The sequence below is a fragment of the Mycobacterium interjectum genome, from assembly GCF_900078675.2.
Classification (GTDB): Bacteria; Actinomycetota; Actinomycetes; order Mycobacteriales; family Mycobacteriaceae; genus Mycobacterium; species Mycobacterium interjectum.
On record NZ_LT546237.1, the window covers coordinates 3713136 to 3737383 of the forward strand.

The 24248-nt window shown below is 67.7% G+C and carries 22 protein-coding genes and 4 pseudogenes; 14 read left to right on the forward strand and 12 right to left on the reverse strand.

Annotated elements, in window-relative coordinates:
• Positions 1–13: 13 nt before the first annotated feature.
• The 4 genes and pseudogenes from BN4348_RS52240 to BN4348_RS52250 all read left to right on the forward strand — a co-directional run bounded on the left by BN4348_RS52240 (position 14) and on the right by BN4348_RS52250 (position 3531).
• Positions 14–1111 carry an acyl-CoA dehydrogenase family protein gene (locus BN4348_RS52240; protein ID WP_066916320.1) on the forward strand — a complete coding sequence of 366 codons (1098 nt, stop codon included), beginning with the start codon at positions 14–16 and terminating at the stop codon, positions 1109–1111.
• Positions 1112–1115: 4 nt separating this feature from the next.
• Positions 1116–1220 (forward strand): annotated as a pseudogene (locus BN4348_RS62945) (hypothetical protein); the annotation flags it as partial.
• 154 nt (positions 1221–1374) lie between these two features.
• Positions 1375–2811: pseudogene (fadD17, locus tag BN4348_RS52245) on the forward strand (long-chain-fatty-acid--CoA ligase FadD17); the annotation flags it as partial.
• A gap of 12 nt (positions 2812–2823) precedes the next feature.
• Entirely contained in the window at positions 2824–3531 is a 708-nt protein-coding gene (locus tag BN4348_RS52250) for a serine hydrolase (protein ID WP_066916322.1), read from the forward strand.
• A gap of 39 nt (positions 3532–3570) precedes the next feature.
• On the opposite strand, the gene BN4348_RS52255 is transcribed toward BN4348_RS52250, so the two are convergent.
• The gene (locus BN4348_RS52255) at positions 3571–5121 is read right to left on the reverse strand and encodes an acetolactate synthase large subunit (RefSeq protein ID WP_066916324.1); all 1551 of its coding nucleotides are present in this window, start codon (positions 5119–5121) and stop codon (positions 3571–3573) included.
• Positions 5118–7049 carry an AMP-binding protein gene (locus BN4348_RS62950; RefSeq protein WP_084454503.1) on the reverse strand — a complete coding sequence of 644 codons (1932 nt, stop codon included), beginning with the start codon at positions 7047–7049 and terminating at the stop codon, positions 5118–5120. The genes BN4348_RS52255 and BN4348_RS62950 overlap by 4 nt, the downstream gene beginning before the upstream one ends.
• A gap of 64 nt (positions 7050–7113) precedes the next feature.
• On the opposite strand from BN4348_RS62950, the gene BN4348_RS52265 reads away from it, so the two are divergent.
• Positions 7114–7926, forward strand: a complete 813-nt coding sequence (locus tag BN4348_RS52265; protein ID WP_066916326.1) for a crotonase/enoyl-CoA hydratase family protein — start codon at positions 7114–7116, stop codon at positions 7924–7926.
• Positions 7927–8066: 140 nt separating this feature from the next.
• Positions 8067–8906, forward strand: coding sequence for a hypothetical protein (locus BN4348_RS52270; protein WP_066916328.1), 840 nt, complete (start codon positions 8067–8069; stop codon positions 8904–8906).
• A 63-nt stretch (positions 8907–8969) separates the two neighbouring features.
• On the opposite strand, the gene BN4348_RS52275 is transcribed toward BN4348_RS52270, so the two are convergent.
• The 3 genes from BN4348_RS52275 to BN4348_RS52285 are packed head-to-tail and all read right to left on the reverse strand — an operon-like array spanning position 8970 to position 11951.
• The gene (locus tag BN4348_RS52275; protein WP_066916330.1) at positions 8970–10163 is read right to left on the reverse strand and encodes a cytochrome P450; all 1194 of its coding nucleotides are present in this window, start codon (positions 10161–10163) and stop codon (positions 8970–8972) included.
• Positions 10160–10876 carry an acetoacetate decarboxylase family protein gene (locus BN4348_RS52280; protein ID WP_066916332.1) on the reverse strand — a complete coding sequence of 239 codons (717 nt, stop codon included), beginning with the start codon at positions 10874–10876 and terminating at the stop codon, positions 10160–10162. Before BN4348_RS52280 ends, BN4348_RS52275 begins: the two co-directional genes overlap by 4 nt.
• A 43-nt stretch (positions 10877–10919) precedes the next feature.
• On the reverse strand, positions 10920–11951 hold the full coding sequence (locus tag BN4348_RS52285; protein WP_066916334.1) for an LLM class F420-dependent oxidoreductase: 1032 nt from the start codon (positions 11949–11951) through the stop codon (positions 10920–10922).
• A gap of 64 nt (positions 11952–12015) precedes the next feature.
• Here BN4348_RS52285 and BN4348_RS52290 point away from each other — a divergent pair, with 64 nt between their 5' ends.
• The 5 genes and pseudogenes from BN4348_RS52290 to BN4348_RS63165 all read left to right on the forward strand — a co-directional run.
• Positions 12016–13011: a Zn-ribbon domain-containing OB-fold protein gene (locus tag BN4348_RS52290; protein WP_066916336.1), complete on the forward strand. Its 996-nt coding sequence runs from the start codon at positions 12016–12018 to the stop codon at positions 13009–13011.
• Positions 13012–13026: 15 nt separating this feature from the next.
• Positions 13027–14091, forward strand: coding sequence for a thiolase domain-containing protein (locus BN4348_RS52295; RefSeq protein WP_066916338.1), 1065 nt, complete (start codon positions 13027–13029; stop codon positions 14089–14091).
• Positions 14091–15278 (forward strand): thiolase domain-containing protein, encoded by a 1188-nt coding sequence (locus tag BN4348_RS52300; protein ID WP_066916340.1) that lies wholly within the window; start codon positions 14091–14093, stop codon positions 15276–15278. Before BN4348_RS52295 ends, BN4348_RS52300 begins: the two co-directional genes overlap by 1 nt.
• 2 nt (positions 15279–15280) lie before the next feature.
• Positions 15281–15715 (forward strand): nuclear transport factor 2 family protein, encoded by a 435-nt coding sequence (locus BN4348_RS52305; protein WP_066916342.1) that lies wholly within the window; start codon positions 15281–15283, stop codon positions 15713–15715.
• A 111-nt stretch (positions 15716–15826) separates the two neighbouring features.
• Positions 15827–16294: pseudogene (locus BN4348_RS63165) on the forward strand (PE family protein); the annotation flags it as partial.
• 560 nt (positions 16295–16854) lie between these two features.
• Here the strand turns inward: BN4348_RS63165 and BN4348_RS52315 are convergent.
• Positions 16855–17379 carry a gamma carbonic anhydrase family protein gene (locus BN4348_RS52315; RefSeq protein ID WP_066916347.1) on the reverse strand — a complete coding sequence of 175 codons (525 nt, stop codon included), beginning with the start codon at positions 17377–17379 and terminating at the stop codon, positions 16855–16857.
• A gap of 109 nt (positions 17380–17488) precedes the next feature.
• On the opposite strand from BN4348_RS52315, the gene BN4348_RS52320 reads away from it, so the two are divergent.
• Together BN4348_RS52320 and BN4348_RS52325 are read left to right on the forward strand one after the other, a co-directional pair.
• A complete protein-coding gene (locus BN4348_RS52320; RefSeq protein WP_066916349.1) occupies positions 17489–18646 on the forward strand; it encodes a Rieske 2Fe-2S domain-containing protein in 1158 nt (385 codons plus the stop codon).
• Between the two features lie 4 nt (positions 18647–18650).
• Positions 18651–19097 (forward strand): hypothetical protein, encoded by a 447-nt coding sequence (locus BN4348_RS52325; RefSeq protein ID WP_066916351.1) that lies wholly within the window; start codon positions 18651–18653, stop codon positions 19095–19097.
• A gap of 1 nt (position 19098) precedes the next feature.
• Here the strand turns inward: BN4348_RS52325 and BN4348_RS52330 are convergent, their stop codons facing one another.
• Positions 19099–19671: a TetR/AcrR family transcriptional regulator gene (locus BN4348_RS52330; protein ID WP_066916353.1), complete on the reverse strand. Its 573-nt coding sequence runs from the start codon at positions 19669–19671 to the stop codon at positions 19099–19101.
• A gap of 105 nt (positions 19672–19776) precedes the next feature.
• Here BN4348_RS52330 and BN4348_RS52335 point away from each other — a divergent pair, with 105 nt between their 5' ends.
• The gene (locus BN4348_RS52335; protein WP_235852806.1) at positions 19777–20067 is read left to right on the forward strand and encodes a hypothetical protein; all 291 of its coding nucleotides are present in this window, start codon (positions 19777–19779) and stop codon (positions 20065–20067) included.
• A gap of 16 nt (positions 20068–20083) precedes the next feature.
• Here the strand turns inward: BN4348_RS52335 and BN4348_RS52340 are convergent, their stop codons facing one another.
• The 5 genes and pseudogenes from BN4348_RS52340 to BN4348_RS52360 all read right to left on the reverse strand — a co-directional run.
• Positions 20084–21229, reverse strand: coding sequence for a sulfotransferase family protein (locus tag BN4348_RS52340; protein WP_066916355.1), 1146 nt, complete (start codon positions 21227–21229; stop codon positions 20084–20086).
• Positions 21229–22011 (reverse strand): SDR family oxidoreductase, encoded by a 783-nt coding sequence (locus tag BN4348_RS52345; protein ID WP_066916357.1) that lies wholly within the window; start codon positions 22009–22011, stop codon positions 21229–21231. The genes BN4348_RS52340 and BN4348_RS52345 overlap by 1 nt, the downstream gene beginning before the upstream one ends.
• 2 nt (positions 22012–22013) lie before the next feature.
• The gene (locus tag BN4348_RS52350; protein ID WP_066916359.1) at positions 22014–23141 is read right to left on the reverse strand and encodes a hypothetical protein; all 1128 of its coding nucleotides are present in this window, start codon (positions 23139–23141) and stop codon (positions 22014–22016) included.
• Between the two features lie 97 nt (positions 23142–23238).
• Positions 23239–23544 (reverse strand): hypothetical protein, encoded by a 306-nt coding sequence (locus tag BN4348_RS52355; protein ID WP_066916360.1) that lies wholly within the window; start codon positions 23542–23544, stop codon positions 23239–23241.
• A 78-nt stretch (positions 23545–23622) separates the two neighbouring features.
• Positions 23623–24248: pseudogene (locus BN4348_RS52360) on the reverse strand (hypothetical protein); the annotation flags it as partial.

Genomic DNA, 24248 nt, shown 5'->3' on the forward strand with positions numbered 1-24248 from the left:
AGGACGAGAATTCATGGACTTCACCACAACAGAAGCCGCGCAGGACCTCGGCGGCTTGGTCGACACCATCGTGGATGCGGTGTGCACCCCGGAACATCAGCGTGAGCTCGACAAGCTCGCACAACGCTTCGACCGCGACCTGTGGCGCAAGCTCGTAGAGGCCGACATTTTGACAAGCGCGTCGCCAACGTCGCTGGGCGGCGACGGCTTTGGCGTCCTCGAGCAGGTGGCCATCTTGGTTGCGCTGGGCCACCAGCTGGCCGCGGTGCCCTACCTGGAGTCGGTGGTGCTGGGCGCCGGGGCGCTGGCCCGGTTCGGCTCCGAGGAACTGCAGCAGGGCTGGGGCGCGCCGGCGGTCCGGGGCGAGAAGATCCTGACCGTCGCGCTCGACGGCGAAATGGGTGAGGGGCCGGTGCAGGCCACCCGCGCCGGTGACGGCTACCGGCTGACCGGCACCCGCACCCAGGTCGGCTTCGGCCCGGTCGCCGACGCCTTCCTGGTTCCGGCCGAAACCGATTCCGGTGGCGCCGTTTTCCTGGTCGCCGCCGACGATCCGGGCGTCACGGTGACGGCGATGGAGACCACCGGCCTCGGCAGCGTCGGGCACCTGACGCTGGACGGGGCTCAGGTAGACTGCGGGCGCCAGGTTGGAGACGGGATCGTCGCCGTCTGGCTCGACACGCTGACCACCCTGGGCCGCAGCGCCTTTCAGCTCGGGGTTCTGGAGCGGGGCCTGCGGCTGACGGCCGAATACGCCCGCACCCGTGAGCAATTCGACCGCCCGATCGGCAGTTTCCAGGCGGTGGCGCAACGGCTGGCCGACGGCTACATCGACGTCAAGGGGTTGCGGCTGACGCTGACCCAGGCGGCCTGGCGGGTGTCGGAGGACCTGCCCGCCGAGATCGACGTGGCCAGCGCGGCGTTCTGGGCCGCCGACGCCGGGCACCGGGTGGCGCACACCGTCGTGCACGTGCACGGTGGTGTCGGCGTCGACACCGACCACCCGGTGCACCGCTACTTCCTGGCCGCCAAGGAAATCGAGTTCGCGCTGCGCGGGGCCACCGGGCAGCTCCGCCGGATCGGCCGTGAACTGGCGGAAACCCCTGCCTAGCTTCGTGCTTCCGCCCGACCCCACGGTCACCAAATTGCTGGTACCGCTGGCCGAGATCGACGACCGGGGCGTCTACTTCGAAGACTCGTACACCAGCTGGCGGGATCACCTGCGCCAGGGCGCCGCGATCGCGGCGACCCTGCGCGACCGCCTCGACCCGGCGAAGCCGCCGCACGTCGGCGTGCTGCTGGAGAACACCCCGTTCTTCTCGGCGATGCTGGTCGCGGCGGGGATGTCCGGGATCGTGCCGGTGGGGNNNCTCCTTCGAAGACTCGTCCCCCAGCTGGCGGGCTCCCCTGCGCCAGGGCGCCGCGATCGCGGCGACCCTGCGCGACCGCCTCGACCCGGCGAAGCCGCCGCACGTCGGCGTGCTGCTGGAGAACACCCCGTTCTTCTCGGCGATGCTGGTCGCGGCGGGGATGTCCGGGATCGTGCCGGTGGGGCTCAACCCGGTGCGCCGCGGTGAAGCGCTGGCCCGCGACATCGCCCACGCCGACTGCCAATTGGTGCTGGCCGATTCGAAATCGGCTGCGCCACTGGGCGATATCGAACACGTGAACGTCGATTCCGCCGCGTGGGCCGACGAGGTGGCCGCCCACCTGGATGCCGAGCCGAGCTTTCAGTCCGCATCGTCGGCGGATCTGTTCATGCTGATCTTCACGTCGGGCACCAGCGGCGAGCCCAAGGCGGTGAAGTGCAGCCACGGCAAGGTGGCGATCGCCGGCGTGACGATGTCGCAGCGCTTCGACCTCGGCCACGACGACGTCTGCTACGTGTCGATGCCGTTGTTCCATTCCAACGCGGTGCTGGTCGGGTGGGCGGTGGCCGCAGCGTGCCAGGGCTCAATGGCGTTGCGGCGCAAGTTCTCCGCGTCGAACTTCCTGGTCGATGTCCGCCGGTACGGCGCCACCTACGCCAACTATGTCGGCAAGCCGTTGTCCTACGTGCTCGCCACACCCGAGCGGCCCGACGATGCGGACAACCCACTGCGGGCGGTGTACGGCAACGAGGGTGTGCCCGGCGACATCGAGCGCTTCGCTCGCCGGTTCGGTTGTGTCGTCCAGGACGGGTTCGGTTCGACCGAGGGCGGGGTGGCCATCGCCCGGACCCCCGACACGCCGCCGGGCGCGTTGGGCCCGCTGCCGGACGGGATCGAGATCGTCGACCCCGACACCGGCGAGCCGTGCCCGGTCGGGGTGGTCGGCGAGATCGTCAACACCGCCGGGCCCGGACGTTTCGAGGGCTACTACAACGACGCGGCCGCCGAGGCCGAGCGGATGGCCGGCGGCATGTACCACAGTGGCGACCTCGCCTATCGCGACGAGGACGGCTACGCGTATTTTGCCGGGCGGCTTGGGGATTGGATGCGGGTCGACGGCGAAAACCTGGGCGCCGCCCCGATCGAGCGCGTGCTGTCGCGGTACCCGGACGCCGCCGAGGTCGCGGTGTACGCGGTGCCCGACGCGCGGGTCGGCGATCAGGTGATGGCCGCGTTCGTCATGGCGTCGGGCGCCCAGTTCGATCCCGAGAAGTTCCGGGCCTTTCTGGCAGAGCAGCCCGACCTGGGACCCAAGCAATGGCCGTCCTATGTCCGCGTCAGCGCCGAACTGCCGCGCACGGTGACGTTCAAGGTGCTCAAGCGGCAGTTGTCGGCGCAGGGCGTCGACTGCGGCGATCCGGTGTGGCCGATTCGCCGGTAGCGCTGGCAGAACATGACTCCCCCACCGCCCCGGTTGGAGACGAGCTTCCAAGGGCTTGCCGCCGCCGTGCCCGCGACGATCGGCATCGCGGTCGCTCGTCGCGACGTCGCCGACGTGCTTTTCCTGGGACGATGGTCAGCCGGTGTCGCGTGGTCGACGATCAAAGTGCCGCTGGCGATCGCGGCCCTGCGCCGCGATCCTGCGCGTGCCCTCGACCTGGTCGTCAAAGCGATCACCGAGTCCGACAATGAGGCGTCCGAGCGGTTGTGGTCCCAGCTGGGCGATCCCGCGCGGGCCGCCCTGCAGGTACAAGCCGTCGTTCACGAATGCGGCGACGCGGCCACCGTGGTCGAATCGCAACGAATCCGCCCGCCGTTCACCGCGTTTGGCCAAACGCAATGGTCCCTCGACCGCCAGGCGCGATTCGCCGCGGGGCTGCCCGGCCTCGGTGACGCCGCGACCGTCATCGACCTGATGCGCCGCCTGACCCCCGAGCAGCGCTGGGGCTTGGCCGCCAAGGGCATTGCGGCAAAAGCCGGTTGGGGACCTGGGTTGGCCGACGACTACCTGGTCCGGCAGTTCGGCATCCTCCCACCGGAATCGGCATACGTCGGCGTGGCGCTGGCGGCACAAGCCCGCACGTTCGACGCCGCGGTTGACGTCATCAACGCGATGACGGACTGGCTCGTCGGCGAGTTACCGACGATAAGCCAACAGTGACGGCACCCCGTGTTGACGCCTGACGTCAGGGCGCGACGGCTACCCCATCAGCGAGGGCACCACCGCGTCAATGAGGTGCGGCCCGGGTTCGGCGAAGGCGGCGCGCAGGGCGTCGGCGAATTCCTCGGCGGTTGTGGCGCGGCGCGCCGGAACCCCCATGCCCTCGGCTATCTTGACGAAATCCATTGTGGGACGCGATAAGTCGAGCAAATCCAGCGCCTTGGGGCCGGGCGACGAGCCGGCACCGACGCGTTGCAGCTCAACGCGCAAGATGTCGTAGGCGCTGTTGTCATAGAGCACGGTGGTGATGTCGAGCTTCTCGCGCGCCTGGGTCCACAACCCCGAAATCGTGTACATGGCGGACCCGTCGGATTCCAGGCACAGCACCGGACGATCCGGGGCGGCCACCGCGGCGCCCACCGCGGCCGGGATGCCGTAGCCGATCGCGCCGCCGGTGAGCGTCAGCCAATCATGAGCCGGCGCGCCGGCGGTGGCCTGCGCGAGCAGGACGCCGGAGGTGTTCGACTCGTCGACGACGATCACGCGTTCGGGCAGCAACGCCCCGATCACGTCGGCCGCCGACGCCGACGTCAACGCGCCCCTCGGCAGTTGTGGGCGCGACGCGTCCGCCGCCGGCGCGACCGTGCCGGGCGCCACCTCGTTGGCCAGGGCACTCAAAGCGGCCGCGGCACCGCTGTGTTCGGCGAGCACGTGCACCTCGCAGCCGGCCGGCACCAGGTCGCTGGGCATGCCCGGGTAGGCGAAGAAGGACACCGGCGACCTGGCGCCCGCCAGCAGCAGATGCTTGGCGCCGTTGAGCTGGGCGGTGGCCGCCTCGGCGAAGTAGGCCAGCCGCTCGACCGCGGGGAGACCCGCGCCGCGCTGAAGCCGCGCCGGAAAGGTTTCGCACAGCAACCGGGCGCCGGTGGCCCGGGCGATCCGCGCGGCGGCGGCCAGCCCCGGCCCACGGGTGGCGTCGCCCCCGATCATGAGCACCGTGGGCTCCCCGGAACGCAGCACCTCGAGCGCCGCTGACGCCAGCTGCGGGTCGGCCCCCGCGGGATTCGCCGGCACGGTGGTGGCGGGTTGCGCCCCGTCGGACCAGGACACGTCGGCGGGCAGCATCAGGGTGGCGATCTGCGACCCCGACCGGCTGGCGGCGATCGCCTCGGCGGCGTCGGACGCGACGTCGGCGGTCGTCTCGGTGCGGCGCATCCATCCCGAGACGCTGCCGGCCAGCGCGTCGATGTCGGATTCCAGTGGGGCATCGTACTTTTTGTGGTAGGTGGCGTGATCGCCGACGACCACCACCATCGGCACGTGCGCGCGCCGCGCATTGTGCAGATTGGCTAGCCCGTTGCCCAATCCGGGTCCCAGGTGCAACAGCACCGCGGCAGGCCGGTCGGCCATCCGCGCGTAGCCGTCGGCGGCGCCGGTGGCGACACCCTCGAAAAGGGCGAGTACGCCTCGCATTCGGGGAACGGCGTCGAGCGCGGCCACGAAGTGCATCTCCGACGTGCCGGGGTTGGCGAAGCAGACGTCGACGCCGCCGTCGACCAGGGTGTTGATCAGTGCCTGAGCGCCATTCACCTGGTTGCCTCCAGTCCGAAAACACGTTCGGCGTTGCCGCGCAGGAAGTCTCGGCGGGCCTCGGCGCTGAGCCCGAGTTCGTCAAGTCCGGCCAGAGCGTGCGTGTGGGTGATCATCGGGTAATTGGTGCCGAACAAGACTTTGCGTTGTCCGGTACCGGTTTTCATGAAGCGGACGAGCTCGTCCGGAAGTCGCTTGATCGTATAGGCCGAGGTGTCGATGTAGACGTTCTCGTGCTTGCGGGCGACCGCTACCATCTCCTCGGTCCACGGATAGCCGACGTGGCCGCACACGATGACGAGCTCCGGGAAGTCGAGCGCCACCTGGTCGATGTAGGGAATCGGCCGTCCGGTCTCCGACGGCCGCAGCGGCCCGGTATGACCGACCTGGGTGCAGAACGGCACGGCGGACTCCACGCATTCGGCGAACAACGGATAGTAGCGGCGGTCGATGGGCGGCGCGTTCCACAGCCACGGCACCACCCGCAGGCCCACGAATCCCTCCGCCACGCGGCGCCGCAGCTCGCGGACCGCCGACATCGGGCGATCGAGGTCGACGGCGGCCAGACCGGCGAAGCGGTCCGGGTGCGACCGCACCCACCCGGCAACCTCGTCGTTGGAGACCAAGTCCTGGCCATTGGGGCCGCGCCAGGCGCTCAGCAGGCCGAAGCCGACGCCGGCGGCGTCCATGGCCGCGACGGTCGCCTCGATGGGGATGTCGGTGTCGGGGATCGANGTCTTCTTCTCGTCCTTGTAGTAGCCAACCGGGATGTTGCCCTTCTTGGCGATGAAGCCGCGCACACCCGAGCCCGGCTTGACCTCGTTGCCCTCCTCGTCGAGCACGACGGTGCGGTGGTCGATGGTGACCCGGGGCCCGCCGCTGTGCGGCGCACCCGCGGCCACGACGCTGGTGCCGCCAAAACCGGTCTCGGAGGAGCCGATTGAATCCGTGATGACCCGGTTGGGCAGCAGCTCCAGCAGCCTCTCCTTGATGCTCGGCGAGAACAGTGCCGCGGTGCTGGCCAACAAAAACAGCGACGACAGGTCGTATCCGTGGTCCTTGTCCAGCGCGTCGAGCAACGGCCGCGCCATCGCGTCACCAGTGAAGAACAGCAGGTTGACCTTGTGTTCGTGGATCGTGCGCCATACCTCTTCGGCGTTGAATTCCGGTGCCAGCACGGTGGTTTGACCCGAGAAGATCGACATCCAGGTCGCCGACTGGGTGGCGCCATGGATCATCGGCGGAATCGGGTAGCGGACCATCGGCGGGTTGGCGACGGCGCCTTTGGCCAGGTCGTACTCGTCCTTGACGAATTCACCCGTGGCAAAGTCGGTGCCCCCCAGCAGCACCCGATAGATGTCCTCGTGGCGCCACATCACGCCCTTCGGGAAGCCGGTGGTACCCCCGGTGTACAGCAGGTAGATGTCGTCGGCGCTGCGCTCGCCGAAGTCGCGCTCGGGTGAGCCCTGCGCGATCGCCGAGTAGAACTCGACGCCCCCGTAGCGCTCGTAGTCGTTGTCGGAGCCGTCCTCGATGACCAGGACGGTCTTGACGCCTGCGGTGTCCGGCAGCACGTTGGCGACCCGGTCGGAGTACTGGCGCTCGTGCACCAGCGCCACCATGTCGGAGTTGTCGAACAGGTAACGCAGCTCGCCCTCGACGTAGCGGTAGTTGACGTTGACCAGGATCGCCCCGGCCTTGACGATGCCGAGCATCGCGATCACGATCTCGATGCGGTTGCGGCAGTACAGGCCGACCTTGTCGTCCTTCTTGACGCCCTGGTCGATCAGGTAGTGCGCGAGGCGGTTGGCCTTCTCCTCCAGTTGGGCGTAGGTCAGCTTCTCATCGCCGCAGATGAGGGCGACACGGTCAGGCACAGCGTCGATAGCGTGCTCGGCGAGGTCGGCAATATTCAAGGCCACGGCCACCAAATTAGAACGTGTTACATTTCTTGACAAGCTCGCCCCCCACGACGACGGAAAGGCGGTAGCTGTGGCTCAGGCGCCAGCAAACGAACAAACGGGACCGGACGCCCTCGTCGAACAGCGCGGTCACACCCTGATCGTCACCTTGAACCGGCCGCACGCCCGCAACGCGCTGAGCACCGAAATGATGGAAATCATGGTGCAGGCCTGGGATCGCGTCGACAACGACGACGACATCCGCTGCTGCATCCTGACGGGCGCCGGTGGCTACTTCTGCGCCGGCATGGACCTCAAGGCGGCGACCAAGAAACCGCCGGGCGACTCGTTCAAGGACGGCAGCTACGACCCGTCACGGATCGACGCTCTGCTGAAGGGCCGCAGACTCACAAAACCCCTCATCGCGGCCGTCGAGGGGCCCGCGATCGCCGGCGGCACCGAGATCCTGCAGGGCACCGACATCCGGGTCGCCGGCGAGAGCGCGAAGTTCGGCATCTCGGAGGCCAAGTGGAGCCTGTACCCGATGGGCGGCTCGGCCGTCCGGCTGGTGCGGCAGATCCCCTACACCGTCGCGTGCGACCTGCTGCTGACCGGCCGGCACATCACCGCCGCCGAGGCCAAGGAGATCGGCCTGATCGGCTACCTGGTGCCCGACGGCCAGGCGCTGACCAAGGCGCTGGAGATCGCCGACCTGATATCGGCTAACGGCCCGCTCGCCGTGCAGGCAATCCTCCGGGCGATCCGGGAGACCGAGGGCCTGCACGAGAACGACGCCTTCAAGATCGACACGCAGATCGGCATCGAGGTGTTCCTGTCCGACGACGCCAAGGAAGGCCCGCGGGCGTTCGCCGAGAAGCGCAAGCCCAACTTCCAGAACCGCTGACGCGGCGCGCCCGGCCCCGTCGCCGACGCGTCGCGCCCGTCCCCGTCGCCGAACGTGAACTGACGGCGAGATTTCGCCCGAATCTGATACCTGGCGTCACGCTCGGCGCGGTTGTCGGTGGTCCGAGCCACACTGCCTGAGTGGGAGAACCCTTGATCGGCAGCGAAGCACTCGCTGCGGGCGCTTTGACGCGGCATGCGCTGCGAAGCAGATTCGTCGCCCTCCATCCGGACGTCTACGTCCCGTGCGACGAGGACTTGACCGCAGTGACGCGCGCGCGTGCCGCCTGGCTGTGGTCCCGGCGGCGCGGGGTGGTCGCGGGGCATTCCGCGTCGGCGCTGCACGGCGCCAACTGGGTGGATCGCCGCGCGCCGGCGCAATTGCTCTACGAGCACCGTCGCCCCCCGGCCGGCATCCGTACCTGGTCGGACACCGTCGCCGACGATGAGACTGAGGTGATCGGTGACGTGCTGGCGACGAATCCGGCCCGCACAGCGTTCGACCTGGCCTGTCGCAATCCGGTCGGGGACGCGGTCGCCGCTATCGATGCCCTGGCTCGGGCAACCCGACTGAAGGTCGCCGATGCGGAATTGGTTGCGGAACGCTACAAAGGCCACCGGAACATCCGGCGAGCCAGGCGCGCGCTCGCGCTTGTCGATGCCGGTGCGGAGTCACCCCGGGAGACCTGGCTGCGGCTCACCGTCATCGAGGCCGGATACCCTCCGCCGCAGACCCAGATCCCGGTCTACGGCGAATATGGCGAGCTTGTCGCGGTTGTCGACATCGGTTGGGAGGAGCTCAAAATAGCCCTCGAGTACGAGGGCGACCACCATCGGACCGATCGTCGGCAACTGCGCCGGGACATCGACCGCTATGAAGCGCTGCACGCTTTGGGTTGGATCGCCATCCGCGTCACGGCCGACCACACGCGGGGCGGCGTCCTGGCGCGGCTGGCCACGGCGTGGGATCGCCGAACGTGAACTCACGCACGAAATTTGGCCGATTCCTCGCCGTGAGTGCACGCTCGGCGAGGCGCGAGCCCTCTAGCCCAACGGCGCGGTCGGGCTGAACGCCACCGGCATCTTCTCCAGGCCGGACACGAAGTTCGCCGGCCGCAACGGCAGCGCCGCATCCGAGGCCAGCCGCAGGTCCGGAAGGCGCTGCAGCAGCCGCGTTTGCATGATCGACAGCTCCAGGCGGGCGAGCTGATTGCCCAGGCAGAAATGCGTCCCGAAGCCGAACGCGAGGTGGTTGTTCGGGTAGCGCTCGATGTCGAAGCTCTCCGGATCGTCAAAGACCTTCTCGTCGAAGTTCGCCGACTCGAACAGCAGGATCATCTTCTCGCCCTGGGTCAGCTTGGTGCCGTGGAACTCGGTGTCGGCGGTGATCGTGCGGGCCATGTTCTTCACCGGGGCCGTCCAGCGCAGCATCTCCTCGATCGCGTTGGGCAACAAATCCAAATCGTTGACCAGGCGCCGGTGCTGATCGGGGTGTAACAGCAGCTGCCGGGTTCCGCCGGACAGGGTGTGACGGGTGGTCTCGTCGCCGCCGATGAGCAGCAGCAGCACCTCGGTGACGATCTGGTGGTCTTCCAGGCGCGATCCCTCGACCTCGGCGTGAACCAGGACGCTGACCAGGTCGTCGGTCGGTTCGGACTTGCGGGCCGCGATCATGCCCATCATGTATTCGCTGTAGGCGGCGAAGGCCTCCATGGTGACCTGAATGTCGGCTTCGGCCGCGGTGCTGCTCAAGGCGCCGACCAGATCGTCGGACCACTTGAGGAACATCTCGCGTTCCTCCGGCAACACCCCGAGCATGTCGCCGATGACCGCCATCGGCAGCGGCGCGGCGAGGTCCCAGACGAAGTCGCACTCGCCCCGTTCGCACACGGCGTCGATCAGCGTGTCACACAGCGAAACAATCTTGGACTCTTGGTCTTTCACCCGCTTGCGGGTGAAACCGGAGTTGACGAGCTTGCGGCGCAACAGATGTTGGGGGTCGTCCATCTCGATCATCATCTCGACCCCGTCTTGGTCGGGTCGGATGCCGCCGGCGTTCGAGAACAGCTCGGGGTTGCGCTCGGCGTCGATCACCGCCTGGTACGTCGACGCGGCGGCCAACCCGTTGCGGTCCCGGAAGACCGGCTCGTTCTGCCGCATCCAACGGTAGACGGCATGGGAGTCGCCCGCGTAGAAGGTGCCGTCGGTCAGGTCGACGTCTGGCCTGGTCATCGTCATGGGAGCTCCTGGGCGTCACCGAATGTCATCTGTACCTGGTCCGCGGAACTGGACAGCAGCGCGCGCTTCGGAAGGCCCAGCGACGCCAGCTCTTTCGCGTACGGGTGATCGCCGAGCCGGACGCGCACTCCACCGAGTCGGGTCCGCACGCCGTCCAGCGTGTGTTCGAAGGCGGTCTCACGGGTGATGCCGTCGCGGTGCGAGTAGGTGCGCTGGGCCGACTGGCGCGGGGTCAGCGAAATCGGCAGGCCGCGACGGAAGTCCATGCCGATCACCAGTTGCCCGTCGACGGTGCAGTCGAACCCGAACTCGCGGCCCTCCCGAATGGTGAAGTCCGCCATGACTTTCGGGTAGCCCCAGATCTTGGTACCCGCCTCCAGGGTGAACGCCTGGTCGACGGGCAGGTGATGGATGAACGCGCCCGCCGACTGCAGCGCCCGCGGCCCGCTCGCGTTCGAGCCGGGCGGGTTGACCATGACGCTGGTGCCGAACTCGTAGTACTGGCCCAGATCGCCGTCGATGTAGTGCATCAGCATCAGCACCACGATCGTGCGCCCGGGCAGGTAGCGGCAGACCTGCAGGCCGCTGTAGTCGATCAGGTGCTGGGCGGCGTCGGCGTCCACCGAGAACATCGCCATGTGCTGATTTGCCTTGCGGATCTGCACCGGCATCGTGATCACCGTGCCCGCGATGGTGTGCTGCGAGGCTGTCATCGGGCCAATCTAGAACGCGTTCTACTCCCCTGGCAAGGAACGCCTAAACCAGCGTGGCAAGCTCGCTGATCTGCTCAGTGCTTCGGCCGGACACCACCATCATCGTTACGCCCGCGGCCTCCCAGACCTTGATCTGCTTACGCACGTAGTCCAGGTCGCCGACGATCGCGGCGTCGTCGACGAGCTCGTCGGGAATGATCTTCCCGGCCTCGTCCTTTCGGTTCGACCGGAACAGCTTCGTCACGTCGTCCACGACCTCCGCATAGCCCATCCGGCGGTAGACGTCGGCATGGAAGTTGGTGTCCTCCGCGCCCATCCCGCCCATGTAGAGGGCCAGGTAGGGCTTCATGGCCGCGAACGCGGCGCTGCGGTCGTCGGTGATGACGATGTTGGCGGTCGCGCAGATCTCGAAGTCCTCGCGGCTGCGGCGCGCGCCGGGCCGGGCGAACCCCTCGTCGAGCCATTCGTTGTAGGTGTCGGCCATTCGCGGTGTGTAGAAGATCGGCAGCCAGCCGTCGCAGATCTCGGCGGCCAGCGCGACGTTCTTCGGGCCCTCGGCGCCCAGCATGATCGGGATGTCGGCGCGCAGCGGATGGGTGATGGGCTTGAGCGGCTTGCCCAGCCCGGTGGTCTCGGGCCCCGTCAACGGCAGCGGGTAGTGCGGCCCGGAACTGGTCACCGGCTTTTCGCGCGCCCACACCTGCCGCAGGATGTCGATGTACTCGCGGGTGCGCGCCAGCGGTTTGGGGAATCGCTGCCCGTACCAGCCCTCGACCACCTGCGGGCCGGACACGCCCAGCCCGAGGATGTGCCGACCGCCGCTCAAATGATCCAAGGTCAGCGCGGCCATTGCGCAGGCCGTCGGAGTCCGCGCGGACAGCTGGACCACCGACGTGCCCAGCCGCACCCGCGACGTCGAGGATCCGTACCAGGCCAGCGGCGTGTAGGCGTCGGATCCCCACGCCTCGGCGGTGAACACGGCGTCGAATCCGGCTTGCTCGGCCGCGGTGACGAGTTCCGTGGCGTTCTCCGGCGGTTGAGCGCCCCAATACCCCAGCTGCAACCCAAGCTTCATAGCCTCCGCCTTCCGACCCGACCCAGTGTTGAAACGATTCTTAGAACCTGTTCTACTCGAAGGCGTGACAGCCAGTTCGAGCAGCCCGACCTTGATAGATCATCCTGAGCCACCGCTCTCCGCGCCACTGACGTTGTCCTTCGACTACACCCGTTCGGTGGGCTCCACGCTCAGCAAGTTCTTCACCGCGTTGCGTGAGCGCCGCATCCTGGGGGTGCGCGGATCCGATGGCCGGGTACATGTCCCGCCGGCGGAATATGACCCGGTTACCTATGAGCCGCTGGGCGAGATGGTACCGGTGTCGGCGGTCGGCACCGTCGCGTCCTGGACGTGGCAGCCCGAGCCTTCGCAGGGGCAACCACTGGACCGGCCCTTCGCGTGGGCACTGATCAAGCTGGACGGCGCGGACACGCTGTTGATGCACGCGGTGGATGCGGGCGAACCCGAGGCTATTCGGACCGGCGCCCGGGTCCACGTGCACTGGGCCGACGAGACGGTCGGCGCCATCACGGACATCGCCTACTTCGCGCTCGGCGACCAAGCCGAGGCCGTCCCCGATTCGACCGATGGGGACCAGGAACCGGTCACCATGATCGTGACGCCGATCTCGCTGACGATCCAGCACACCGCCTCGCACGAAGAGAGCGCGTACCTGCGCGCCATCGCCGAGGGCAGGTTGTTGGGGGCGCGCACTGGTGAGACAGGCAAGGTGTACTTCCCGCCGCACGGGGCCGACCCGGCCACCGGCCAGCCGACCACCGAGTTCGTCGAGCTGCCCGACAAGGGCACGGTGACGACGTTCGCGATCATCAACATCCCGTTCCAGGGCCAGCGCATCAAACCGCCCTACGTGGCGGCCTACGTGCTGCTCGACGGCGCCGACATCCCGTTCCTGCACCTGGTCGCCGACATCGACGCCCACGAGGTGCGGATGGGCATGCGGGTCGAGGCGGTGTGGAAACCCCGCGAGGAGTGGGGTTTTGGCATCGACAACATCGAGTACTTCCGGCCGACCGGGGAACCCGACGCCGACTACGACACCTACAAGCACCACCTGTAAAGGGCTTAGGAACACATGAGCGCTCGCAACGTGGCGGTCGTCGGCTTCGCCCACGCCCCGCATGTCCGCCGTACCGACGGCACCACCAACGGCGTCGAGATGTTGATGCCGTGCTTCGCCGAGCTCTACGAGCAGCTCGGCATCACCAAGGCCGACATCGGCTTCTGGTGTTCGGGATCGTCCGACTACCTTGCCGGACGGGCGTTTTCGTTCATCTCCGCGATCGACTCCATCGGCGCTGTTCCCCCGATCAACGAATCGCATGTCGAGATGGACGCGGCGTGGGCGCTGTACGAGGCCTACATCAAGATCCTGACCGGCGAGGTCGACACCGCGCTGGTGTACGGCTTCGGCAAGTCCTCGGCCGGAATCCTGCGCCAAATCCTGTCGCGCCAGACCGACCCCTACACCGTCGCGCCGCTGTGGCCCGATTCGGTGTCGATGGCCGGCCTACAGGCCCGCATCGGGCTCGACACCGGCAGGTGGACCGAGACGCAAATGGCGCGTGTCGCGTTCGAATCCTTCGCGTGCGCAAAACGAGTGGACTCCGTGCAGCCTCCCGTCAGCCTCGACGACCTGCTGGAGCGGCCGTTCTTCGCCGACCCGCTGCGCCGGCACGACATCGCCCCGATCACCGACGGCGCCGCCGCGATCGTGCTCGCCGCCGACGACCGGGCGCGCGAGTTGCGCGAAAACCCGGCCTGGATCACCGGCATCGAGCACCGCATCGAATCACCGTCGCTGGGCGTCCGGAATCTCACCGAATCGCCATCGACCACCGCCGCGGCCAAGGCGGCCACCGGCGGGAACACCCGCGACCTGGACGTGGCCGAGATTTGCGGGCAGTTCACCCACCAGCACCTGATCCTCGCGGAGGCGATCGACATACAGGAGGCCACAAAGGTGAATCCCTCCGGTGGCCCGCTGGCGGCCAACCCCATGTTCGTCGCCGGCCTGGAGCGGATCGGCTTTGCCGCACAGCACATCTGGAACGGGTCGGCCGGACGGGTGCTGGCCCACGCCACCAGCGGGCCCGCGCTGCAACAGAACCTGGTCGCGGTCATGGAAGGAAAGAACTGATGGCCGGAGCGGGAGCACACCTGGCCGCGGTACTGGGTACCGGGCAGACCAAGTACGTCGCCAAGCGCAAAGACGTTTCGATGAACGGGCTGGTACGCGAGGCCATCGACCGGGCGCTGGAAGACTCGGCTTGCACCTTCGACGACATCGACGCCGTCGTGGTGGGCAAGGCGCCGGACTTCTTCGAGGGCGTGATGATGCCGGAGCTGTTCATGGCCGACGCCGTGGGCGCCACCGGCAAGCCGCTGATCCGGGTGCACACCGCGGGCTCGGTCGGCGGGTCCACCGCGGTGGTGGCCGCCAGTTTGGTCCAGTCCGGGAAGTACCGGCGAGTGCTGGCGATGGCCTGGGAGAAGCAGTCGGAGTCAAACGCCATGTGGGCGTTGTCGATTCCGATCCCCTTCATCAAGCCGGTCGGCGCCGGCGCCGGCGGTTACTTCGCCCCGCACGTCAGGTCCTACATTCGACGGTCGGGGGCACCTCTGAACATCGGCGCCATGGTCGCGGTCAAGGACCGGCTCAACGGAGCCCGCAACCCGCTGGCCCATCTGCACCAGCCCGACATCACCCTGGAAAAGGTGATGGAGTCCCCGATGCTGTGGGACCCGATCCGCTACGACGAGACCTGCCCGTCCTCCGACGGTGCCGCCGCCGTGGTGATCGGCGACGAGGAAAGCGCCGAAGCCCGCCTGGCGCAGGGAAATCCGGTCGCCTGGATCCACGCCACCGCGCTGCGCACCGAGCCGCTGCAGTTCTCCGGCCGCGACCAGGTGAGCCCGCAGGCGGGGCGTGACGCGGCCGCGGCGCTGTGGAAGGCGGCCGGCATCACCAGCCCGATCGACGAGATCGATGCCGCCGAGATCTACGTGCCGTTCTCGTGGTTCGAGCCGATGTGGTTGGAAAACCTCGGTTTTGCCGCCGAGGGCGAAGGCTGGAAGCTTACCGAGGCCGGCGAGACCAAGATCGGCGGGCGGCTGCCGGTGAACCCGTCGGGCGGCGTGCTGTCGTCGAACCCGATCGGGGCCTCGGGCCTGATCCGGTTCGCCGAGGCGGCGATCCAGGTGATGGGCAAGGGCGGGGACCACCAGGTGCCCAACGCCCGAAAGGCCCTGGGGCACGCCTACGGCGGCGGCTCGCAGTACTACTCGATGTGGGTCGTGGGGGCGGACAAACCCGAAAGAGGTTGACAATGACCGACACTCAGGAAAAGACCAAGCACCCCGCTCACGAGGCCGGCCGCCGCTCCCGCGAGGCGGTGATGGCCAGGGACAAGGCGGCCTGGCTGGAGGTGTTCGCCGACGACGCGATCGTCGAAGATCCGATCGGCCCGTCGGCCTTCGATCCCGAAGGCAAGGGGCACAGGGGGCGCGACGCGATCTCGGCGTTCTGGGACCTGGCCATCGCCCCCACCACGAAGATCGAGTTCGTCTTCCGCGACACCTACCAGTGCGGCAACGAGGAAGCCAACGTCGGGCACATCCTCATCACGACGGGTGACTATCAGGTCACCGCCGAAGGCGTGTTCACCTACAAGGCCAACGACGAGGGCAAGATGGTCGCCCTGCGCGCGTATTGGGAAATGGACCAGGCAGCCGCGAGCGTCCGAAAGGTTGCCGGCGCGTAATTCGGCGCCGGCCCGCGGGCATGACGGGCTGATCTTGCGCGGATATGATTCCGCGTGCAGATGGCCGTCGCCGCACTGGCGGCGTCGACCCGAAGTTCGGGAAGGTGCGCCATGTTTTTTGTGATCACCTCGCCGGAGACGATGACGGCAGCGGCGGCGGACCTCGCGGCCATCGGATCGACGATCAGCACAGCGAATCAGGCGGCCGCGGCCCCGACGACGGCGATGCTGGCGCCCGCGACCGATGAGGTGTCGACGGCCATCGCGGCGCTGCTCGCTGAGCAGGGCCAGGCCTATCAAGCGCTGGCCGCACGCACGGTGGCGTTTCACGACGGCATCGTGCGCACCCTGAACATGGCGGCGGGTACTTATGCCGCGACCGAAGCCGCCAATGCCTCGCCCTTGCAGGCCATTGAGCAGCAACTGCTGAACGTGGTCAACGCACCGACCCAGGCGCTGGTGGGGCGACCGCTGATCGGTAACGGTGCCAACGGCCAGCCGGGAACGGGGCAAAACGGCGGCAACGGCGGCATCTTGTTCGGCAACGGCGGTGGCGGTGGCTCGGGCGCAGNCGGGCGCCCGCGAAAGGCTGCGTTTCAGCGTCGTTTTCACGATGTGCGCCGGCGCCCTGGTCGGCGCGACGATGTCACGGTTCGTCGTCGCGCCGGTGTTCGCGGTCACGGCGGGGGCGTTGGCGGGGACGGCGGCGTCGGGGGCGTGCTGGTCGGCGATGGTGGCGCCGGTGGCGCCGGCGGGACGTCGGCGGCCAATACCGGCGGAAACGGCGGTAACGGCGGTAACGGCGGAAAGGCCGGCTTTTTCGGCTCCGGCGGCACGGGCGGGGCCGGCGGTGAAGCCATCGCCAACTTGGGCGTCGGCGGCAAGGGCGGCAACGGCGGCAACGGCGGCAACGCCCAGCTGGTCGGCAACGGCGGTGACGGCGGTAACGCCGGGGTCGGCCTGGTGGGCGGCAACGGGAACGGGGGCAACGGCGGCACCGCCGGGCTGCTGTTCGGCTTCACCGGGACACCCGGGCAGACGTAGTCGCTAACGGAAGTCGTTGCCAGATAAAGCGACCCATCGAAGGTTCGGGGTCAGCTCTGTGTTCGCTTGTGCGACAGAGCTTTCGGCGTCGAGGCCTAAATCGGCTCCAGGCCGGCAAGGTGACGCTGCGCCAGCTCACGATAGGCCTGCGGGTTGACGTTGATCCACATCTCCGCGCCGGTTCCGGCGACCGGTCCCTTCACCTGCGCCGGCGACCCGACCGCCAGCATCCCGGCCGGAATCTGGGTGCCGGCCAGCACCAGGGAACCCGCCGCGATCAGGCTGCGGGCGCCGATCACCGCGCCGTCCAAAACCGTGGCGTGGTTGGCGATCAGCGCCTCGGGGCCGACGTGCACCCCGTGGATGACGCACATGTGCGCCACCGTCGCCCCGGGGCCGATGTCGACGGGGATGCCCGGCGGAGCGTGCAGTACCGATCCGTCCTGGACGTTGGCACCCTCGCGCACCACGATGGGCCCGTAGTCGCCGCGCAGCACCGCGTTGAACCAGACCGACGCCCCCGCCTCCACGGTGACGTCACCGATCAGGGTCGCGGTCGGGGCCACAAACGCGGTGGGGTCGATCCGGGGCGACCGACCCTCGAAAGCAAACAGCGGCATCGTCTAGATATACCCCAGCGTCGATATGCCCTAGCCAGGGCAGCCTTCGTTGCCCACCGTGACCCAAAACTGTAACGTGTTCTAGTTAGAGACTACTTGGAGGTGGAAGGTGAGTACCGACACCAAGGCGGTCGGCATCCGGGAAATCGACCCCGGCGCCTTGCCGACCAGATACGCGCGCGGCTGGCACTGCCTGGGCGTCGCAAAGGACTTCCAGGACGGCAAGCCGCACCCCGTGCAGGCGTTCGGCACCAAGCTGGTGGTTTTCGCCGATTCCCACGGGGACCTGAAGGTGCTCGACGGCTACTGCCGGCACATGGGCGGCGACCTGTCCGAGGGCACCATCAAGGGCGACGAGGTCGCCTGCCCCTTCCATGATTGGCGCTGGGGCGGCGACGGCCGCTGCAAGCTGGTGCCGTACGCCAAGCGCACCCCCAAGACCGCGCGCACCCGGTCGTGGACCACCGACGTCCGCGGCGGCCTGCTGTTCGTCTGGCACGACCACGAGGGCAATCCGCCGGACCCCGCGGTCAGGATCCCGGAGATCCCCGAGGCGGCCAGCAACGAATGGACCGACTGGCGGTGGAACCGCATCCTCATCGAGGGCTCCAACTGCCGCGACATCATCGACAACGTCACCGACATGGCGCACTTCTTCTACATCCACCTGGGGTTGCCGACGTACTTCAAGAACGTCTTCGAGGGCCACATCGCCTCGCAGTACCTGCACAACGTCGGCCGGCCCGACGTGGAGGATCTGGGGACCTCGTACGGCGAAGCGCACTTGGATTCTGAAGCCTCTTATTTCGGGCCGTCGTTCATGATCAACTGGCTGCACAACAGCTACGGCGGCTACAAGGCCGAGTCGATCCTGATCAACTGCCACTACCCGGTCACGCAGAATTCGTTCGTGCTGCAGTGGGGCGTCATCGTCGAAAAGCCCAAGGGCATGGACGAAGCGATGACCGACAAGCTGTCCCGGGTGTTCACCGAGGGCGTCAGCAAGGGATTCCTGCAGGACGTCGAGATCTGGAAGCACAAGACCAGGATCGAAAACCCGCTGCTGGTCGAGGAGGACGGCGCCGTCTACCAGCTGCGTCGCTGGTACCAGCAGTTCTATGTCGACGTGGCCGACATCACCCCAGAGATGGTGGAGCGCTTCGAGATCGAGGTCGACACCACCCGCGCCAACGAGTACTGGAACGCCGAAGTCGAGGAAAACATGAAGGCGCGGGAGTCCGAAGAGGTACCCGCCGAGCAACATTAGGACCATGCCCGAAGATCACCCGGCAGTACCGGACGTCGATCGGCTCGCCCGGTCGATGCTGCTGCTGTATGGCGATCATCACGATCACGACGAATCGCCGCCGCGAGACGGTGGGACGGGATCCTGGTCCAAGTCAAGGGATTTCGCCAACGACCCGCAACGCGCCGCCGCGGTCGCCGAGGCCAGCCGCGCCGATCGTGAGCGCTACCTGACGTCGGGGCTGCTGCCGGTGGATTGCCGCTTCTGCCACGTCACGGTCACCGTGCGGCGGCTGGGCCCGGGTCACACCGCGGTGCAGTGGAACACCCAGGCGGCGCAGCGTTGCGCGTACTTCAGCGAGATTCGCGAATCCGGCGGGGACACCGCGCGGGCTCGCGCCTGCCCCAAGCTGAGCGACAGCATCGAGCACGCCGCCGCCGAGGGCTACCTGGACCACCCGGACGACGACTGAGTCAGTCGCCTCGGGGCAGTTTGGTTATCGCCTCGAAGGCCTCGAGGAACACCTCGGCGATATCGTCGTCGCGCGCGCCGGCCAGCGGCTTCTTTCCTAGCAACACCCGCTGCACCCCGATGCCCAACAACAAGGCCGTGACCATGTCCGCGCGAATCCTGGGCCGGTCGGCGGCTATCCGCCGGGCCAGGTTGCGGGTGAGGCCCGCGTCGAGCTGGGCATTGAGGCGCGCCACCACCGCGGGGTCCCCACTGGACCGCAGCAACGCGAACAACGGCGCGTCGACGTCGCGGCGGGCAGCCAGGACGCGGGCGATCAACCGCTCCCCCAGCGCCTGGTCGGCTGCGCCCAGGAGTTGCGCCACGTCTTCCGAAACATCGGTCGCCTCCTCGAAAAGCCTTTCCTTGGAACCGAAGTAACGGCGGACCAGGGTGACATCCACGCCGGCCTTCGCGGCGACCTCGCGCAGGCCGATGGCGCTATAGCCGCGCGCCAGGAAAAGCTCGCGCGCCGCTTCCAGCAGTCGGGTCCGGGTGGCGCCGGCATCGCGGCGCCGCGGCGACACGCTGCTCATGTCACTCCCTTCGCATTGTCCACGACTGTAGACATAGTCAGCGGGGCGGCGCTAGGCTGGCGGATATGTCTACAACTGTAGACGTAGTGGCGGGGAGGAGATGCCATGACCGGGGTCATGCTGGTCAAACAACGGGTCGCCAGCGTCGACCGATGGAACAACGTGTTTCGCGGTGCGCAGCTCGACGCAATCCGGCGCCGGCACGGACTCGTGGTGACGGGGACCTACGTCGACGGGGACGACCCCGACACCGTCATCGTCGTCATGGACATGGAAAACATCGATGCCGCACGGCGGTTCGCGGCCTCACCGGAGCTGACCGCGGCGCGTGAGCGAGCGGGCGCGGTCGGGCCCCCCGACGGGGTGTGGCTGGGGCCGCGCCGGATCGAAGGTTGACCGTGCCAGCGAGAGGTCACAGCCCCGCGAATCGCTCCTTCACCGCTTCCTCGGTCAACCCGTAATCGGCAAGCGAATACTTGTGTTTGGGCGCACGCTCGCCGGACTGGCTAGCGGCATGACTCTTCTCCATGGCCGTCCGGGCCTCGTCGGTCAGCGCCAGGCCGAAGTGCCGGTAGATGTCGGCCACCGTGCCCATCGGATCGGCGATCAGGGCGCGATAGTCGACGTCGTAGAACTGGGCCGGGTCGTATTTGGCCCGCGCGGTGTTGAATCGTTCCAAACCGCGCGACCAGGTTTCCATTGAGTCAGCGCCGATTTGGGCGCCCACGAATGTCGTCGACCATCCCTCCGCGGTGTGCTGCGCCAGTGAGCACATCGAGGCCATGATGGTCTCGACGGGCCGGTGGGTCTGAATGACCAGCGCGTCCGGATAAGTCGCCATCAGCGCGTCCAACGCGAAAAGGTGGCTGGGGTTCTTCAGCACCCACCGCTTGTCGGCGTCGTTGAGCCCGATCAGCTGGAGGTTCTTGCGATGCCGGCGATACGACGGCGTCCAGTCCTGCTCCGACAACCACTTCGAGTAGCTGGGCAGGTGCGACAGGGTCTCGTAGGACACCGAATGCAGTGACTGCCGCAGCAGCTGCCAGCACTCCTCCAGCTCGTATGCGGCCATGAAATGCAGACCGGTGTAGCCGGGGTTTTCCTGGTGGTGCTGGGTGAATTGCGCGTCAAGCTGGCGATACATCGGGTTGGATTCCCAGGTCTCGCGCGGCGGGCGCGGCTGCGGGAACTCCGCCAGCCACATGTGCAGACCCTGATGCGCCGGGTCGGCGCCCAGCAGGCGGTGCAGGGCCGTGGTGCCGGTGCGCACCAGCCCGGTGACGAAGATCGGTCGTTCGATCACGACGTCGGCGTGCTGTGGGTATTGCTTCCAAGAGGATTCGGACAGCAGCCGGGCCACCAGCGCGCCACGCAGAAAGAACCGATTCATCTTGCTGCCCAACACGGTGAGGCCCGCTTCGCTGCGGTAGGAGTCCAGCAGCACCCCCAGCGCCTCGCGGTAGTTGTCGTCGTCGGCGCCGAAGTCGTCCAGCCCGGTCAGCTTGGTGGCCGACGCGTGCAGTTCGTCGACCGTCCCCACATCAGTGCGGTCGGCCATCAGGTGTGGTACTCCCCGCAGTTCACGTCCAGCGTCTGACCCGTGATGCCGCTGGACAAATCGCTGGCCAGGAACAGGATCGCCGAAGCCACCTCGTCCTCGGTGGGCAGTCGCTTCAGGTCGGAGTTCGCGGCGGTGCCCTGGTAGATCTGGTCCGCGGTGGTGCCGTACTTTCCGGCCTGGTGTTCGAAGTAGGCCTTCAGCGTCTCGCCCCAGATATAGCCCGGTGCAACGGAATTGACGCGAATACCCTTCTCGCCGAGTTCGGTGGCCAGCGACTGCGACATCGCCAGCAGAGCCGACTTGGCCATTTTGTACGCCCCGTACTTCGCTTGCGAGTGGCGCAACACCATCGAGTTGACGTTGACGATCGATCCGTGCGACTCCTCGAGCGCCGGCGTCAGGGCCTGGATGAGCCGCAACGCCCCCAGCGCGCTCAACTCGATCGCATCGCGGATGTGCTGAAATGACGTGCCGGACAAGGGCTTCATCGACGGCACCCGGAACGCGTTGTTGACCAGCACGTCGACCTTGCCGTAGCTCGCCATGGCGGTCTCGACGAGGTAGTCCACCTCTTCGTCGTTGGTGATGTCGGCACGCACCGCCAACGCCTTGCGCCCGGAGTCGTTGATCTCCTTGGCCACCGCCTCCAGCCGGTCCAGGCTCCGGGCGGCCAGCACCAGGTCGGCACCGTCACGCGCGCACCGGTGCGCCAGCGTGGTGCCGAGCCCCGGCCCGACGCCACTGATGACGACCACCTTTCGTTCGAGCATTCCTGACATCGTCACCCCAGCATCCTGGCCGCAATTTGCTGTTGACGCAACGCGATTCGCGCCCGCCACTGATCCTCGGAAATCTTGTTGTGCTCGAAATACGGCAGGGCGGCCGGCACCGCGTCAAAGTCCACGAGCTCGACGGTGGGCCCATCGGCCTCGGTGAGCTCGCGCGACACCCGCTGCCAGCGGAACTGAAAGTAACCCCGACGGTGGCCGAGGGTTTCCACCCAGTTGGTCACGCCCGGGTTCTGATCGGCGACCACGATGCGGACCTTGCCGTCCGGATCCGCCTGGGCCTGGGTGTTGTTGAGCGACGTCTGGTGGTTGATGTAGTCCAGCGAGATGTACCACAGGCTGCCAAGCTGAAAGCCGAGGTAGGGGGCGTCCGAGACCGGGATCGTGATCACCAGCGCCTGGTCGGGCCGCAGGTCGAAATGGCCCGCCGACGAGTACTGCGTCGCCAGGCCGCCGGGGGTCAGCCGGGGCGCAACCATGGTGTTGACGGGAATGTTCAGGTAGAACCACTCGGGAAACTGCAACCAGGTCTTCACCCGGTTCACCAACTGCTTACCTGCTGTGGCGTAACGCTTTTCGATCGTCTGCCGGGCCAGTGGCGGCGGCGCGGTGCCGGCGGTGTCCAGCCGGGAGATGGTCAGCGTGCCGCGTTGGGCCGACCAGTCGCCGTACACCTCGCGGATCACCAGTTGCCCCGGGCTGTTCGGTCGCACCCGCCACTCGAAGCTGGCATCGGGGGCGATCTCGAGTTCGCGATCGTCGAACGCGGCTTGGCTGGCGGGCACGTTGTCGTCGGTGTACTCGCCGCCGAGCAGCTGGAAGCTCAGGTCGGTGGTGGTGCCGCGCCTGCCGGTGACGACATAGTCGTGCTCGGCGTGCACGCGGGTGCCGAAGTAGAGCGTGTCGGGATTGTCCAGACCCATCTTGGTGAACGGCCCGGTCCCCGACTGCAGGAACGGATGGTCGCGCTCGTAGTCGAAGGCCAGGTGCATACAGCCCGCGATGCAGCCGGCCAGGTATTGCATACCTTCGAGCAGGTCGGCCTCGGTCTCGATGAACGGCGCGGCCGCGACGAGCTGTTCGGCTTCGGCGATCGCGGAGGTGAGGGGATTAGTGAACACGCCTAGACGCTAGAACGTGTTCTACTTTTTCGTCAATGGCGAACGTTCCCGCGTGTCGTCCGGGGGATTTAGTGACTTGAAAGACTAAGCCCGCTCGCTAGGGTGCGCACTGCTGGGACAGGTCGATCAGATGCTGCCGCACATCGGGATGCCGGTTCAGGTAGTCGATGACGTTGCCGTTGCCGCCCTCGGCCTCGGACTTGGCCTGCAGCTGCTGGTGGAGCTGGGGATGCTCCTTCAGGTACGAGTCGATGGACTGACCAACGGTCTGATCGCATTGCGGCGCGGCGCCGGCGGGCGGCAGTGCGATCGTCACCGCCGCGGTGGCGGTCAGCAGAGCACCGGCGAGCACGCCGTACAGTCCGTGTCGACGAACCCTGGCGGTCCTGGATATCACGGTCATAGAGCCGAGGTTACCCGCGTAAACCGAGTCCCGACCACCGCCGAATCGACGATGAGGGCACCGCGCCGGTGGTGCCGGCTAGTTGGCCTGGGCTTCGGGTTCGGGCGCGTCGTCCGGCGGCAGCTCCATGGCCAGCCTCTCCCCCGATGCCGGCGCTGCGGCTGCCTTCGGTTTGATTGCCGAGATCTCCGCGGCCGGTCCGGCCGCGGCCTGTGTGGTCGCGAGAGGTGTGGCGGCGAGCGGAACCGGTGCTTCCTCGACTTCCGGTGCGACCGCTTCCGGCGCCGGCGGCGCGGCGGGCGTCGCTGTTTCCTCCACGGCCGTCGTGGTGGGGACCGGCATGCCCGTCGCCGAACCTGTCGACGAAGAGTTCGAGGAGCTCATCGCCGCGGACGCCATCATCATCGCCCCCATGCCGCCGGCTCCTATAAAGCCCGGGCTTCCGCCGCCGCCGATCATGCCACCGGCGCTCGCCGCGCCCACGTTTCCGGTGCCAAGGTAGGTGCCGCCCGTCGTGATCGGGCCCGCGTTGGCGTCGGTTGCCGGGGCACCGCTGGCGTAGCTGCTGTCCACATTTCCGCCGCCGACCGCGGCACCCGCACCGGGATTGTCACTTCCGCCGCCGCTGTTGCCGGCACCCACGTTCGGGTTGGCCTGGGTGTCACCACCGCCACCGGCGGCGCCCGCGGCGCCCACAGCGCCGG